The following is a 14513-nucleotide window of genomic DNA, read 5'->3' as shown; positions in this document are numbered from 1 at the left end:
CGCCGGCGCCCGGCTGGATTACAGTCACGGCAACGTCATTGCCCCGGATACCGCCGTGCTGCCCGAGAACGCCACCCCCAGCGCCATCGTCAAATACCTCAACCAGTACGTCATCGGCCAGGAAGAGGCCAAGCGCGTGCTGGCGGTGGCGGTCTACGCCCACTACCGCAAGCTCACCGCCGCCGGCGAGACGGTGCGCCTGGACAAGAGCAACGTCCTCATCATCGGCCCCACCGGCACCGGCAAGACCCTGCTGTGCGAGACTCTCTCCCGCTTCCTGCAGGTGCCCTTCGTCACCACCGACGCCACCTCCCTGGCCCAGACCAAGTACGTCGGCGAGGAGATCGAGGCCATCCTGCTGCGCCTGCTGGAAAAGGCCGGCGGCGACACGGAGCGGGCCGGGTGCGGCATCGTCTTCATCGACGAGATCGACAAGCTCAAGGCCCGCCCCGGGGAAGCGGCCCGGATCCAGGCCACTTCCGGCGAGAGCGTGCAGCACGCCCTGCTGAAGATCATGGAAGGCTATCCGGTGCGGCTGCCGGACAACCGCAGCATCGACACCTCGGGCATCCTCTTCATCTGCGGCGGCGCCTTCGTCGGCCTGGAGCAGATCATGGAGAAGAGCCACAGCTTCGGCTACATCGGCACCGGCGAGGACGACAACCAGAACATCCTGGACCGCCTCAACAGCCGGGTGAAGCCCACCGACCTCTTCGAATTCGGCCTGATCCCCGAATTCACCGGCCGCCTGCCGGTGGTGGCCCGCTTCCAGGACCTCTCCAAGGCCATGCTGGTGCGGGTCATGACCGAGCCGAAGAACTCCCTCTACAACCAATTCCGCCTGCTGCTGCAAAGCGAGGGGGTGGAACTGCAGATCGAGCCGGCGGTGTTCCAGCAGATCGCCGAAATCGCCTTCGAGTACAAGACCGGCGCCCGCAGCCTGCGGGGCATCTTCGAGGAACTGCTGACCCCGGTGCTCTACGCCGTGCCCGACCACAAGGAAGTGAAGAAGGTGGTCATCAAGTCCCTCTTCGAAGACCCCAGCTACTACAAGTAAGCGCAAAGGCTCCACCATGACCTACGGCATCACCGACCTGGCCACCTTCATCCTCGGCACCATCTTCATCGTCCTGCTGCCCGGGCCCAATTCCATGTACGTCACCCTGGTGGCCTCCCGCTGGGGCATCGCCGCCGGCTACCGGGGCGCCTGCGGCATCTTCCTCGGCGACCTGATCCTGATGATCCTGGCCGCCTCCGGCGTCGCCTCCCTGCTGGTGGCGGTGCCGGCCCTGTTCATGGTGCTCAAGTACGCCGGCGGCGCCTACCTGGTGTGGCTCGGCATCGGCCTGCTGCGGGCCGCGGTGCAGCGCTGGCGCGGCATCGAGGCGCCCGCCAGCCGCCTGAGCGAAGGCGACGCCCGCCAGCCCTTCCGCACCGCCCTCGTCATCAGCCTGATGAACCCCAAGGCCATCCTCTTCTTCGTCTCCTTCTTCATCCAGTTCGTCTCCCCGGACTACCCCCACCCGGCCCTGTCCTTCCTCATCCTCGGCGCCATCGTCCAGTTCTGCAGCGCCCTCTACCTCTCCGCCCTGATCTTCGGCGGCAGCTATCTGGCCGATGCCTTCCGCCGGCGCCGCCGTCTCTCCGCCGGGGCCACCGGCGCCGTCGGCGGCCTCTTCATCGGCTTCGGAGTGAAGCTGGCGGGGGCCAGCCTGCGCTGACGGTGCCGGGCCGGCAGACCGCCACCACCAAGAAAAAAGGCGCCCGCGGGCGCCTTTTTCGCTCCCTGCCGAGGGCCGGTCTCAGGTGGCATTGACCTCGGGATTGTCGGAGAGGGAGACGAAGGACATGGTGCGGCCGTCGAGGGCGTCGATGGCACCGTTCTCGATGTCGTAGATCCACCCGTGCAGGTTCAACTTGCGCTGGGCCAGGGCCAGGGCCACCGCCGGATGGGTGCGGATGTTGGCCAGCTGGGCAATGACGTTCTCCCGCACCAGGTCGTCGGCCCGCTCCCGGGGCGTGGCGTATTCCCGGGCGGAGATGATGGCCTTGGCCGCATCCGCATAGCGCAGCCAGTGGGCCACGGCCGGCAGGTGGTCGAGGCACTGGCAGCTGGAGATGGCCGCCATGGCGCCACAGTTGGAGTGGCCGCAGATGACCACGTCGGTCACCTTGAGCACGGAGACGGCGTATTCCACGGTGGCGGAAACGCCGCCGGGCTCGGGCCCGTAGGAGGGCACGATGTTGCCCGCGTTGCGGATGACGAAAAGATCGCCCGGTTCCTGCTGGGTCAGCAGCTCGGGCACCACCCGGCTGTCGGAGCAGGTGACGAAGAGCACCTTGGGACTCTGGCCGTCGGCCAGATGGCGGAACAGTTCCGAACGGGCCGGGAAGACCTCTTTCTGGAACTTGAGAAAACCATCAATGATCTTTTGCACTTGGAAGCACCCATGAACTGAGGGAATGTGGGACCGCCGCCATTATCCCCCATGCCGCCGGAGGAACAAGGCAGGGGCCGCAGGCCCGCTGCCCGGCCCGTCGGCGGAGCGCCTGCCGGCGCCGGGCCCGACGCCTCCGGCAATGTTGGCGGCAGCGATAACGGCGGCGCTTCGACCGCGCCGCCCGACGGGGAGTTCAGGCCAGTCGGCTCCGCCGCCCCGCCCGGGTGGCTGGCACTACAGCCAGCCCCGGGTGATGAATTCCATGATCGGGTAGAGGCGCTTTTCCAGGGCCTTGCCATGCACCGCCTCGACGATGCGCGACACCCCGGCGGCGTAGGGCGCCTCCCCCTGGACCCGGGTTTCCAGGCGCAGGCTGCAGGCCCCGTCGCTGATGCTGAGGCGGTGGAAGGCATGGCGCGGCAGGTCAGCCTCGGGAATGCCCAGTTCCTCCCGCTGCACCCGGGGGTCCCGCACCGAGCGGATCGCCTCCGGCCCCAGGCCGACGGAGGCCGCCAGATTCACCGCCGTCCCCGGCACCGAGCTTTTGCTCGCCTGGTGGGACTCCACCAGTTCCATCTCGTAGCCGCGGAAGAAATGGCCGCTGGCCTCCAGCATGGCCATGAACTTGAGCATCAGGATATTGGTGTTGGGGCACAGCAGCACCGGGAACTCCGGCGCCTCCCGCTCCAGGGCGGAGCCGGTGGAAAGCTCAATCAGGGGCGACGCCGTGGCGCAGCAGAAAGCCGCCACCGCCTCCAGCTCCCGCCCCGAACCGGCATGGACGACGATGACCGGTTCGCCCCCGGCCTGCCGGCCCCAAGGCACGACCTGAAAGGGATGGCCCAACTGATGGGAAGCGAGGAGCTCACTGGCGAGCTTGCCGGTACCGACGATGACGACTTGCATGGGAAGGCGGGAGGAAGAGAGAACCGTGATTATAACGAAGCACCGATAACCAGCTTCGGTCAGCGGCTCCCTCAAAGGCTCGCGTTCAGAAACAGAAAAGACACTGATACTGTTGGGTGCTTTTTCCGTTTTTTCTATTGACCCAAAGCCAAAGCAGCCAATAGAAACAGTGACGGTCACGAGCAGGGAGTTGAGGAATTCGCGAAAATTTGCGTGTAAGCAACCTCAACCGTAGGGTTAGGGCTCTAGTGGCTAGAGCTGAATAACACGAACCTTCCTTTGCCCGTGCTTCGAATCACGCCACACCTCAACACGAAGATGCTGTGGCGGAGGTACAACTGGCAGGGACGGTGGCGATCGGGACTTTCGCTTCTTTTCTAGGGTGCTGAATCCCATGCCTTGTTCCATAGCGGACGGCAACAATGGTAACTGCTGATGGAACAACGGTGTCCGCTCAATGGAGCGCTGTAGATCAGACATAAATCCCGGAGCGTCAGCAGCTTCATCACCGAAAAGAGCCTCAGCCTGTAGCATGGCCTCTTCAGTTGTCATTTCTCTCCGCTGAACCTTCGCGAACAAGCTTTGCAACTGGCCTAAAGAGCCGCTACGTTTTCGAATCTTTGTTTCACAACCACTAGCCTTAAATGGACCGCCGGCTTGCTCTGCCAAGTAGTCTCCAACGGAACTGACTTGGCTGCGGATGGTTTGAATGCCTTGAATAAAGTCCCCATAGTTCCCGATACCCAAATAGAGCGCGCCGAGAGCAGCCACTATTCTTCCAACTCCTTTAACGGAGCCCTCTTCAACCTCAAGTGCAAGAGAGTAATCCGGGAGTTCAAGATTTCGGCTGACGTGCTCTTCCCATTCGTCGAATAGACGAGTGGAATACTTTCTGAATTGGTTTCGAGGCATGCTCGGTACGCCAATAAAGAAGTCAGTTGTGCCGAGATCAATCATGGCGAATAGCTCCGAATGTTCGAACAAGCCCTAACGTTGAAGCAAACCCGTCCGAGACGCATGACACCGAACGACCAGTACGAATAGAGGCCTGTAGGCAAGGATGCGATGGAGAGCCTGTTGCGCGATGTGTTAGACCGAACTTGCTCCAAAGCGCTTTTCTGCCTCTATAAGTGCCTCAGCCCAAGGAACCAATTTGCTGGACATTTTCTGGGAGTGCACTGCAATTCGGACATGATCGTTTAGATCGTGTGCCAGACCAGAGTACCCGGTAGGGGCGTGACGAGCTGACAGCCGTTCAAATAGTGATGAGTGAATCCCGGTAAGAGAACTTGTCTGGGTGAGAACGTCAAACTTGTATGTAAAAACCAATCTTCCTTTCCTTACGTCGAGCATTGTTGATTCACTCTCCCAGTAGCCATGCTCCTTTTTCTTCCCGGTGTAGGAACGGCCGGTGATAACAAATCCGTCCAAGTTTTGAACAAAATGCTCAACCATGTAGCGGCGTTCGTTTGAATGACCGTCGAACCAACCGATCCATGTGCCATGTACGTAGTGCGGTCCCAGAATCACCCCGTGAAGCCAGTCCCATCGCTCCATAAGCCAACGGATTGCAATGGACAGTAGTCGATAGAGACCGGCAGAGCTAATTAGCGCCGCAAAAGAAAGAGCAAATGGAATGACACCACTCAGAGAAGTTGCTTCTGGTGCGACGTAGGCGACCAGAACAAACATAATCGTCACCGTAACACTTGCGAGTAATGCATTGAATTTTGCGGAGGGCGTCATATAGCTACCAAGCGAATTTCGCGGTCTAACGTCAAGCGGACATCAATTAACCAATAGCTTTCATTTGGGTCTCCGGATACGAGAAGTTGGTGTCTGATACATAGTATCTAGCCAAGCCCTGAAGCCCCTCAAAACGTGCCAATGGCATTATACATTCGTATCTAACTAACGACTTAGCTCCGTCCGCTCATGGTTACCCCAGCCATCACCCGCAGAACAACCTAATGGAACCCTTCAGCCGCCCGTACTCGACATGAAGCGCACGATCTTCGGGGTGGCCATGGCGGCGGTGAAGTCGTGGCCCTGGGCTTTGAGGCCCATGCCGGTGGCGATGGCGGCGCCGAGGGGGGCGTCGTCCTGGGGATGGGCGCGCAGGAGGGGCAGGAGGGGAATGGCGCCGTCGTCGCCGAGGCAGGGGTAGAGGGTGCCCTGGGCGCTGATGCGCACCCGGTTGCAGGTGTCGCAGAAGTTGTGGGAATGGGGGGAGATGAAGCCGACCCGGCTGTCGCTGCCGCCGACCCGCCAGTAGCGGGCAGGGCCGCCGCTGTTCTCCAGGGTGGGGATCAGCTCGAAGCGCTCGGCCAGGCGGGCCCGGGCGGCATCGCTGGAAAGATAGGTGGCGCTGCGGTCGTGGCCGGTGTCGCCGAGGGGCATTTCCTCAATCAGGGCCAGGTCGATGTTGCGGGCCACGGCGTAGGCCAGCAGGTCGCCCAGTTCGTCGTCGTTCACGCCCTGCTGCATCACGGCATTGAGGCGGATGCGGGAGAAGCCGGCGGCCAGGGCCGCTTCCACCCCGTCCAGCACCTTGGTCAGGTCGCCGATGCGGGTGATGGCGCGGAAGCGCTCGGGGCGCAGGGTGTCCAGGCTGATGTTGAGGCGGCTGACGCCGGCCCGGCGCAGGTCTGCGGCGTGGCGGGCGAGCTGGGAACCGTTGGTGGTGAGCACCAGTTCCTTCAGGCCTGGCAGCCTGCCGATTTCCTGCAGCAGCCAGAGGGCGTTGCGCCGCACCAGGGGCTCGCCGCCGGTGATGCGCACCTTGGTCACGCCGAGGGAGACGAAGATGCGCACCAGGCGCAGGGCTTCTTCCAGGCTCAAGACGGCGCCGTGGGGCAGGAAGGTCATCTCTTCCGCCATGCAGTAGGTGCAGCGGAAGTCGCAGCGGTCGGTGATGGAGAGGCGCAGGTAGGTGATGCGGCGGCCGAAGCGGTCCACCAGGCCGCCAGGGGGCAGGTGCAGCGGGGCGCTAGGAGGCGCCTGCTCTGAAATCATTGCCGGGCGGGCCTTACATCAGGGTGCGGCCGCCGGAGCGCGGCGGCAGCGGCTCCTGGCTGGCACTGCCCTGGGATTGGCCCAGGGGGCGGGTCGCAGCCACGCCTTCGGCGGCCAGGTATTCCGGATGGCTGTAGATGACCAGGCGGGAACCCCGGGCGAAACCGGCCAGGGTGATGCCGCTTTCTTCGGCCAGGCGCACCGCCAGGCCGGTGGGGGCGGAGATGGCGACGAGGCAGCCGATGCCGGCGGCGGCGCATTTCTGCACCATCTCGTAGCTGGCCCGGCTGGAGGTGAGGACGAAGCCGGCGGCGGGGTCGATGCGGCTCTTGGCCAGCCAGCCCACCAGCTTGTCGAGGGCGTTGTGGCGGCCCACGTCCTCGCGCAGGGTGCGGATGTTGCCCAGGTTGTCCACCCAGGCGGCGCCATGGACGGCGCCGGTGATGCGGTGCAGCTGCTGCCAGTCGGGCAGCTGGTCCAGGGCCCGGGCCACGGCGGCCACGGGCAGCAGCAGGCCCCGCTGCAGGGGCTTGTAGGGCCGGGCCACGGCGTCCAGGCTCTCGACGCCGCAGAGGCCGCAGCCGGTGCGGCCGGCCAGGTTGCGGCGGCGCTCCTTCAGGGCGACGAAGCGGCGGGAGGAAATTTCCAGATGCACTTCCAGACCCTGGCAGCCGGAGACCACCTCGACGCCGTACAGCTCGGACGGCGACTCCAGGATGCCTTCAGTGAGGGCGAAGCCCAGGGCCATGTCTTCCAGGTTGTCCGGCGTGGCCAGCATCACCGCGTGGGAGATGCCGTTGAAGACCAGGGCCACGGGCACCTCTTCCACCACGTGGTCGTCGCAGGTCTCGGCCTCGCCGCCATTGAGGCGCAGCACCGTGGTGCGGCAGACGGTGGCGTGTTCGGGGCCTTCCAGCTCGTCGTCGAACTGGGTGCCGTGGAGAAGGTGCAGGGATTCGCTGGCCATGGTCGTGTGTCCTGTACTGCAAAGATGAGGCTGCAAGGGCCGGAGGCTGCAAGCGCCGCCCCCGGCCGCAACGTCAGGGAATCAGGGGATCAGGATTCCTTGCCGGTCATTTCCCGGAACCACTTGGGATGGTGCTTGCGCGCCCAGGCGTGGGTGACCACCCCTTCCACCATGGCGCGGATGGTGCCCTGCACCCAGAGGGCGGCATAGACGTGCACGATGATGCTGGCGATCAGCACCAGGGCGCTGGCAGCATGCACCAGCAGGGCCACCCGGATCAGGGGAATGGGGAAGTACAGGGCGAAGTAGGGACGCCAGGCGATGACGCCGGAGATGAGCAGCAGGGCCATGCAGCCCACCATCACCCAGAACATGCCCTTCTGGCCGCCGTTGTAGCGGCCGATGTCGCCCACCTCGTTGCCCTTCATCACCTCCTTCACCGACTTCATCCACTTCACGTCCTCGCTGGTGACGAGGTTGTGGTGCCAGTAGCGGAAGAACTGGCGGGCGAAGGCGAGGAACATCACCACCCCGACGAAGGGGTGCACGATGCGGGCCAGCTGGGGCGTGCCGAAAACGCCGGTGAGCCAGAAGAAGGCCGGGTAGAAGAAGGCCAGACCGGAGATGGCCAGCAGGATGAAGCACACCGCCACCACCCAGTGGTTGATGCGCTCGGCGGCGTTGTAACGCTGGATCAGTTGCTCTTTCATTTGGTCACCTCTTCTTCAGCCTCGTGTTCGTCCTCGGCCCGGTTGGGGCCCACGGTGATGTAGTGGAAGAAGCCGAACAGGCCGGCGGCGGCGATGCCCAGGGTGGCGACGGGCTTGAGCAGCCCCTTCCACAGGCTGACCGTGGTGCTGATGGCCGGGTCCTTGGGCAGGTTGTTGTACAGCTCGGGCTTGTCGGCGTGGTGCAGCACGTACATCACGTGGGTGCCGCCCACCCCTTGCGGATCGTAGAGGCCGGCGTTGTCGTAGCCCCGGGACTTGAGGTCGGTGACGCGCTTGGCCGCCACTTCCTGCATGTCCTCCTTGGAGCCGAACTGGATGGCGCCGGTGGGGCAGGTCTTGACGCAGGCCGGCTCCTGCCCCACGGCCACCCGGTCGGAACACAGGTTGCACTTGTAGGCCTTGTTGTCCTTTGGGTTGATGCGGGGCACGTTGAAGGGGCAGCCGGAAACGCAGTAGCCGCAGCCGATGCAGTTTTCCTGGTGGAAATCGACGATGCCGTTCTTGTACTGGATGATGGCGCCGGGGGAGGGGCAGGCCTTGAGGCAGCCCGGGTCGGCGCAGTGCATGCAGCCGTCCTTGCGGATCAGCCATTCCAGCTTGCCGCCGCTGACGTCGGGCTGCTCCACCTCGTTGAAGCGCATCACCGTCCAGGCCTGGGCCGAGAGGTCGGTGGGGTTGTCGTAGACGCCGACGCAGCTGCCCACGTCGTCACGCAGCTCGTTCCATTCGGAACAGGCCACCTGGCAGGCCTTGCAGCCGATGCAGACGGAAACGTCGATGAGTTTGGCCACTTCCAGGGGATTGCGGGCCTGGGGGGCCGCCGTCGGACTGGCCGAGCGGCGCAGGATGTCGAGAGATTGCAGAGCCATGTGTTCTTGCTCCTCAAGCCTTTTCAATGTTCACAAGGAAGGCCTTGTATTCCGGCGTCTGCGTGTTGCAGTCGCCCACGGCGGGGGGCAGGGTGTTGGAGAGGAAGCCCTTCTTGGCCACCGTCTCCCAACCCCAGTGCAGGGGAATGCCGACCTGGTGCACGGTCTGCTTGTTCACCGTCAGGGCCTTGATGCGCTTGGTCACCACGGCCTTGGCCTTGATGTAGCCGCGCTTGGAACTGACCTTGACCCAGTCCCCGGCCTTGATGCCCTTCTCGGCGGCCAGGGCCTCGCCCACCTCGACGAACTGCTCCGGCTGGGCGATGGCGCTGAGGCGCACGCTCTTGGTCCAGAACTGGAAGTGCTCGGTGAGGCGGTAGGTGGTGCCCACGTAGGGGAATTCCTTGTGGGTGCCGAGGCGCTCCTTGTCCGCCTTGAAAATGCGCACCGCCGGGCTGGTCACCACCTTGGGATGCAGGGGATTGGTGCCGAGGGGGCTTTCCATGGGTTCGTAGTGCTCGGGGAAGGGGCCGTCCACCAGCTTGTCGGTGGCGAACAGGCGGCCCACGCCTTCCGGATTCATGATGAAGGGGTTCATGCCCGAATCCGGGGCCGCATCCACCTTGAAGTCGGGCACGTCGGCGCCGGCCCACTTCTCTCCGTTCCAGGCGATCAGCTTGCGCTTCGGGTCCCAGGGCTTGCCGGCGGCGTCGCAGGAGGCCCGGTTGTAGATGATGCGGCGGTTGGCCGGCCAGGCCCAGGCCCAGCCCGGGGTGTTGCCCAGGCCCGTGTCGGTGTTGTCGCGGCGGGCCATCTGGTTGCCGGCCTGGGTCCAGCAGCCGGCGAAGATCCAGCAGGCGGACATGGTGGAGCCGTCGTCCTGCAGCACGGCGAAGCCGGGAATCTGCTCGCCCTTCTTCACCAGGAACTGGCCCGGGTTCTTCGGATCGGGAATGTCCGCCAGGGCGCGGCCGTTGAGTTCCTTGGCCAGCTCTTCCGGAGTCGGATCGTAGGGGTTCTTGTAGGGCCAGGAGAGATTGAGGATGGGCTCGGGCACGGCGCCGCCCTGCTCCTGGTACAGCTTCTTCAGGGCCATGAACAGCTCGGCGATGATCTCCTGGTCGGTCTTGGCCTCGCCCGGGGCGTCGGCGCCCTTCCAGTGCCACTGCAGCCAGCGGGAGGAATTGACGATGGCGCCGTCCTCTTCCGCGAAGCAGGTGGAGGGCAGGCGGAACACCTCGGTCTGGATGCTGGCCGGGTCCACGTCGTTCAGCTCGCCCTGGTTCTGCCAGAAGGTGGAGGTCTCGGTGGCGATGGGGTCGATGATCACCATGTACTTCAGCTTGGCGAAGTCGGCGGCGGTCTTTTTCGCGTCCGGGAAGGAGGTCAGGGGGTTGAAGCCCTGCACGATGAAGCCGTTGATCTTGCCCTGGTGCATCAGGTCCATCACCTGCAGCACGTCGTACATCTTGTCCCACTTGGGCAGCCAGTCGTAGCCCCAGTTGTTGTCCTTGGTGGCCTTGTCGCCCCAGAACCACTTCATCAGGCTGACGAAGAACTTGGGGGTGTTGCCCCAGTAGTTCAGCTGGCCCGGCTGCAGGGCCTTGGGCGTGGTCTTCTCCAGGTAGTCGGCGAAGGTCGGATGGGCCTTCTCGCTGGGCAGGGTCAGGTAGCCGGGCAGGCTGGTGGACAGCAGACCCAGGTCGGACAGGCCCTGGATGTTGGAGTGGCCGCGCAAGGCGTTCACGCCGCCGCCGGGCATGCCGATGTTGCCCAGCAGCAGCTGGATCATGGCCATGGTGCGGATGTTCTGGGCGCCCACGGTGTGCTGGGTCCAGCCCAGGGCGTAGAGGATGGTGCCGACCTTGGTCGGCACGCAGGTCTCGCCCAGATGCTTGCAGACGGAGAGGAAGCCTTCCTTGGGGCTGCCGGTGAGGTCGGAGACCACTTCCGGCGTGTAGCGGGCGTAGTGGGCCTTCATCAGGTTCCACACGCAGCGCGGGTGCTGCAGGGTCGGGTCGGTCTTGGCCTGGCCCTTGGCGTCCAGCTCGTAGCTCCAGGAGCCCCGGTCGTACTTGCCCTTGGCCTCGTCGTAGCCGGAGAAGAGGCCCTCGTCGAAGGTGAAGCCTTCATTGACGATGAAGCTGGCGTTGGTGAAGGACTTGACGTAGTCCCACTGGATCTTGTCGTTGCTCACCAGCCAGTTGATGATGCCGCCCAGGAAGGCGATGTCGGAACCGGCGCGGATCGGCACGAATTCGTCGGCGACGGCGGCGGAGCGGTTGAAGCGCGGGTCCACCACGATCAGCTTGGCGCCCTTCTTCTTCGCCTCGATGGCCCACTTGAAGCCCACCGGGTGGGCCTCGGCCGGGTTGCCGCCCATGATCAGGATGAAGTCGGCGTTCTTGATGTCCACCCAGGTGTTGGTCATGGCGCCGCGGCCGAAGGTGGCGGCCAGGGCGGCCACCGTGGGGCCGTGGCAGACCCGGGCCTGGGCGTCGGTACCGACGATGCCCAGGGAGCGCATGAACTTCTGGGTCAGGATGCCGGTTTCGTTGGAGGAGGCGGAGGCGGTCAGCATGGCGGTGGACAGCCAGCGGTTCACCGTCACGCCGTCGGCGTTCTTGGCGACGAAGTTGGCGTCCCGGTCGGCCTTCATGTGCTTGGCGATGCGCTCCACGGCCTCGTGCCAGGAGATGCGCTTCCATTCCTTGCTGCCCGCTTCCCGCACTTCCGGGTACTTGAGGCGGTTGGGGCTGTGGATGAAGTCCAGCAGGCCCGCGCCCTTGGGACACAGGGAGCCGCGGCTGACCGGGTGATCCGGGTCACCCTCGATGTGGATGATCTCCTGCTTGGCGTTCTTGGCGCCGTCGCCCAGGCTGTACATGAGCAGGCCGCAGCCCACCGAACAGTAGGTACAGGTGTTGCGGATTTCCTTGGCCCGGGTCAGCTTGTACTGACGTACCTCGGCCAGGGCGGTGGCGGGCGAGAAGCCCAGGGCCACCAGGCTGGAGGCGGAAAGACCCGCCGCCGAAACCTTGAAGAACTGCCGTCGTGTGACTTGCATGAATCCTCCCTTGAAAGCGGAATTGCCGTGCTCCGGGCCGCCCGTGCAGAAGTCGCCTGACCTTCCGCCGGACCATCGCCGCCCACGGCTCGGGGAACATTTCGCACTTTCCGTGCCACCCGCCAAAACCGCTTCGCCACAAGGGTTTTGTGCTTCGCCGCAATCGAAAACGGGACATTCTGTCCCTCGCCGACCGGACAGAATGTCCCGCTGCAGCGCAGCAGAAAGGCCCTGCCCCGCCCCCGCAGCAGGGCCGAAAATCGGCCGCCGCCATCGGCGCCGGACCCCGCCACGGCCCTGGCGCCGCGCCGTTCCGCCGCCCCGCCATTCGCGCCCGGCGCCGCTTCCGGGCACAATCCCGTGCACAATTCTTGCAACCCTGCGCCGATGGCCCGCCAGCCCGGGCCCAATCCGGCCCTCACCGCCCACTGAAGAGACCCACCCACATGACCCTCTCCGCCCACGACGACACCGCCGCCGCCATGGCCGCCGCCGGCCTGGTGCCCGGCCAGTCCCCCTCCCCCGTGCGCCTGCCCGCCGCCAGCGTCTTCAAGACCCGGGCTGCCCGCCTGCGCCAGCTGGCCGAAGGCCACAGCCTGGGCGACTGGCTCGGCTTCGTCGCCACCCTCAGCGACGCCCAGCAACAACGCATCGACGCCGCCCCCGGCCTCACCCCCGGCGCCTCGCCGGAACAGCAATGGCAGGGCGACCTGCAGGCCCTGCTGGCCCTGCTCCAGGACCAGGTGCCCGAACCGGCCCGCCCCACCCTGGCCGCCCTGCAGCAGGCCGATGCCGCCAGCCTCAGCGCCCTGGCCGAGCGCATCGTCGGCGGCACCATGGAAGCAGACGACATGATCCTCGCCCCCTTCGTCATGGCCGCCCTGCAAGTGGCCTGGACCCGCCACGCCGCCGGCCTGGACGCCGCCAGCGTCGCCGTCCCCGCCACCGCCCACAGCTGCCCCGTCTGCGGCAGCGCCCCGGTGGCCGGCGTCATCCACGTCGGCAACGAATCCGGCGGCCTGCGCTACCTGCACTGCGGCCTCTGTCACACCGCCTGGCACCACGTCCGCGCCACCTGCGTCGCCTGCGGCGAAGGCAAGGAAGTCAGCTACCGCGCCCTCGACGAACGGGAAGACGGCGCCCGGGCCGAAGCCTGCGACACCTGCCACAACTATCTGAAGCTGCTGCTGGCAGAGAAGGCCCCCGGCCTGGACCCCATCGCCGACGACATGGCCACCCTGGCCCTGGACATCCTGGTGAGCGAGGAAGGCTACCAGCGCATCGGCATCAACCCCTTCCTGCTGCTGGGCGAATAAGCCCCCGCTCCGGCACATGCCGGAGAAGCAATAAAGACGGCCCTCCCGGCGATGCCATTGCCGGGAGGGCCGTCTTTATTGGGGTGTAGCGAGGTGGGTAGTTGTGATTGTTCGCCTGGGTATGGCGGACTGTTCCTCGAGGCGCAGCCGGGTGTGATTCCTCGGAGGCGGGATGTCTGAGCTGAGTCTTCAGGCGCAAGGGGTGTCTGAGTCTTCAGGCGTGGTGGGTTTAGTTACCGCTGTGTTCCGCGCCTGACGCGCGGGTTACTTATTCTTGTCTCGCCAAGAATAAGTAACCAACAAGAAAGCGAGCCCGGTTTGGCGCCCCTCTACGCGGGGTCCCCTGCGCTACTCGCTTCCGGCGGGGGCTGCGCAACTCGGGCCTAAAGGCCCTCAAACAGTGCTCGCCCTTTTCCCGCCGGAACCTCCGTTGCTCGGCGCCGCACAGGGCGGAGATTGGCGCTCTCCGAGTTCAGCCATCGACCCAAAGCGGAAATCGCCAGGGGCAAGCAGATGTTCAACGATTGACATGAGGGGCCGCCGGAGCGGCGAAGCCGTGTAGGGAACAGAGAAGCGTAGCTTCTCGGCGGTCCCTCTCGACCGGCAGGTTAGCCGTCTGCGGCCGGCAACAGAGCCTATGCCTCAAGATATTGAAGCTCCGTAGTGACAATTGCCAATATTTCTATCTCGGCGAGCTGAACTTCTTCCATTTCAGTGCAAATTACTTCTAGCGTGACATCTTTGAAGCAGGCGATGAAATGCCTATCGCGGTCGAACAGCGAATCGCTATGCTGCGGATGGACTCTGTTGGAGATTTTTACTTCGTCGATCCAAGGGGAATTCGTGACTTCGTAGAGGCCGTAAAAGCCAAGGCCGTGCTTGAACAGGGGATGGCCGCCACGGACTTCATCGTTTGGATGTCCATACTTGGCAACGGCAAAGCCGAAGCGAATCGCTTCAACCGTCGGGCCGTTCTTCTCCAAGAACAGGTAGAGGTCGGTTTGTGTAGCAAGCACAAAGTGCTCGTACATGAACGGGTACTGCTTCTTGAGCGCAACCTCTTTGATAACGGGAGTGAGTGCCATGGAGATTTGGACGGCTAACGTAGAAGTGAGGGGCGGCCGGAGCGAAGCGGAGGGAACCACAAGCGCAGCTTGTGGCCGTCCCTCTCGACTGCCGGGTTAGCGATCTGGGTGGCATC

General features: G+C 64.5%; 13 protein-coding genes. 3 read left to right on the top strand and 10 right to left on the bottom strand.

Annotated features, from left to right (window positions below):
• Window positions 1–55 precede the first annotated feature (55 nt).
• On the top strand, window positions 56–1057 hold the full coding sequence (gene clpX / locus ACLSSQ_RS05905) for an ATP-dependent Clp protease ATP-binding subunit ClpX (protein WP_416244053.1): 1002 nt from the start codon (window positions 56–58) through the stop codon (window positions 1055–1057).
• A gap of 16 nt (window positions 1058–1073) precedes the next feature.
• A complete protein-coding gene (leuE, locus tag ACLSSQ_RS05900) occupies window positions 1074–1721 on the top strand; it encodes a leucine efflux protein LeuE (protein ID WP_130458891.1) in 648 nt (215 codons plus the stop codon).
• A gap of 81 nt (window positions 1722–1802) precedes the next feature.
• On the opposite strand, the gene ACLSSQ_RS05895 is transcribed toward leuE, so the two are convergent.
• The 9 genes from ACLSSQ_RS05895 to fdnG all read right to left on the bottom strand — a co-directional run bounded on the left by ACLSSQ_RS05895 (window position 1803) and on the right by fdnG (window position 11996).
• A complete protein-coding gene (locus ACLSSQ_RS05895) occupies window positions 1803–2438 on the bottom strand; it encodes a carbonic anhydrase (RefSeq protein ID WP_014238285.1) in 636 nt (211 codons plus the stop codon).
• Window positions 2439–2675: 237 nt separating this feature from the next.
• The gene (locus tag ACLSSQ_RS05890) at window positions 2676–3347 is read right to left on the bottom strand and encodes a dihydrodipicolinate reductase (protein WP_416244052.1); all 672 of its coding nucleotides are present in this window, start codon (window positions 3345–3347) and stop codon (window positions 2676–2678) included.
• A gap of 252 nt (window positions 3348–3599) precedes the next feature.
• Window positions 3600–4304 carry a hypothetical protein gene (locus tag ACLSSQ_RS05885; RefSeq protein WP_416244051.1) on the bottom strand — a complete coding sequence of 235 codons (705 nt, stop codon included), beginning with the start codon at window positions 4302–4304 and terminating at the stop codon, window positions 3600–3602.
• A 132-nt stretch (window positions 4305–4436) separates the two neighbouring features.
• On the bottom strand, window positions 4437–5093 hold the full coding sequence (locus ACLSSQ_RS05880) for a hypothetical protein (RefSeq protein WP_416244050.1): 657 nt from the start codon (window positions 5091–5093) through the stop codon (window positions 4437–4439).
• A 234-nt stretch (window positions 5094–5327) separates the two neighbouring features.
• Window positions 5328–6362: a GTP 3',8-cyclase MoaA gene (moaA, locus tag ACLSSQ_RS05875; protein ID WP_416244049.1), complete on the bottom strand. Its 1035-nt coding sequence runs from the start codon at window positions 6360–6362 to the stop codon at window positions 5328–5330.
• 13 nt (window positions 6363–6375) lie between these two features.
• Window positions 6376–7329: a formate dehydrogenase accessory sulfurtransferase FdhD gene (gene fdhD, locus ACLSSQ_RS05870; protein ID WP_416244048.1), complete on the bottom strand. Its 954-nt coding sequence runs from the start codon at window positions 7327–7329 to the stop codon at window positions 6376–6378.
• A gap of 89 nt (window positions 7330–7418) precedes the next feature.
• Window positions 7419–8039: a formate dehydrogenase subunit gamma gene (locus ACLSSQ_RS05865; RefSeq protein ID WP_416244047.1), complete on the bottom strand. Its 621-nt coding sequence runs from the start codon at window positions 8037–8039 to the stop codon at window positions 7419–7421.
• Window positions 8036–8929: a formate dehydrogenase subunit beta gene (gene fdxH, locus ACLSSQ_RS05860; RefSeq protein ID WP_130458898.1), complete on the bottom strand. Its 894-nt coding sequence runs from the start codon at window positions 8927–8929 to the stop codon at window positions 8036–8038. The genes ACLSSQ_RS05865 and fdxH overlap by 4 nt, the downstream gene beginning before the upstream one ends.
• 13 nt (window positions 8930–8942) lie before the next feature.
• Window positions 8943–11996: a formate dehydrogenase-N subunit alpha gene (fdnG, locus tag ACLSSQ_RS05855; RefSeq protein ID WP_130458899.1), complete on the bottom strand. Its 3054-nt coding sequence runs from the start codon at window positions 11994–11996 to the stop codon at window positions 8943–8945.
• Between the two features lie 446 nt (window positions 11997–12442).
• On the opposite strand from fdnG, the gene fdhE reads away from it, so the two are divergent.
• Entirely contained in the window at window positions 12443–13312 is an 870-nt protein-coding gene (gene fdhE, locus ACLSSQ_RS05850; protein WP_416244046.1) for a formate dehydrogenase accessory protein FdhE, read from the top strand.
• A 635-nt stretch (window positions 13313–13947) separates the two neighbouring features.
• Here the strand turns inward: fdhE and ACLSSQ_RS05845 are convergent.
• Window positions 13948–14397 (bottom strand): hypothetical protein, encoded by a 450-nt coding sequence (locus tag ACLSSQ_RS05845; RefSeq protein WP_416244045.1) that lies wholly within the window; start codon window positions 14395–14397, stop codon window positions 13948–13950.
• Between the last annotated feature and the right edge of the window lie 116 nt (window positions 14398–14513).

It is taken from the genome of Azospira sp. APE16, assembly GCF_047901315.1.
Lineage (GTDB): Bacteria > Pseudomonadota > Gammaproteobacteria > Burkholderiales > Rhodocyclaceae > Azospira > Azospira oryzae.
This window is presented reverse-complemented; position numbering and strand designations above follow the sequence as displayed.

Bases quoted from the DNA above. Each gene is read 5' to 3' on its own strand.
- fdhE (WP_416244046.1), top strand. From the start codon at position 12,443: ATGACCCTCTCCGCCCACGACGACACCGCCGCCGCCATGGCCGCCGCC.
- leuE (WP_130458891.1), top strand. From the start codon at position 1,074: ATGACCTACGGCATCACCGACCTGGCCACCTTCATCCTCGGCACCATC.
- moaA (WP_416244049.1), bottom strand. From the start codon at position 6,362: ATGATTTCAGAGCAGGCGCCTCCTAGCGCCCCGCTGCACCTGCCCCCT.
- ACLSSQ_RS05890 (WP_416244052.1), bottom strand. From the start codon at position 3,347: ATGCAAGTCGTCATCGTCGGTACCGGCAAGCTCGCCAGTGAGCTCCTC.
- fdnG (WP_130458899.1), bottom strand. From the start codon at position 11,996: ATGCAAGTCACACGACGGCAGTTCTTCAAGGTTTCGGCGGCGGGTCTT.
- ACLSSQ_RS05865 (WP_416244047.1), bottom strand. From the start codon at position 8,039: ATGAAAGAGCAACTGATCCAGCGTTACAACGCCGCCGAGCGCATCAAC.
- ACLSSQ_RS05880 (WP_416244050.1), bottom strand. From the start codon at position 5,093: ATGACGCCCTCCGCAAAATTCAATGCATTACTCGCAAGTGTTACGGTG.
- fdhD (WP_416244048.1), bottom strand. From the start codon at position 7,329: ATGGCCAGCGAATCCCTGCACCTTCTCCACGGCACCCAGTTCGACGAC.
- fdxH (WP_130458898.1), bottom strand. From the start codon at position 8,929: ATGGCTCTGCAATCTCTCGACATCCTGCGCCGCTCGGCCAGTCCGACG.
- ACLSSQ_RS05845 (WP_416244045.1), bottom strand. From the start codon at position 14,397: ATGGCACTCACTCCCGTTATCAAAGAGGTTGCGCTCAAGAAGCAGTAC.
- ACLSSQ_RS05885 (WP_416244051.1), bottom strand. From the start codon at position 4,304: ATGATTGATCTCGGCACAACTGACTTCTTTATTGGCGTACCGAGCATG.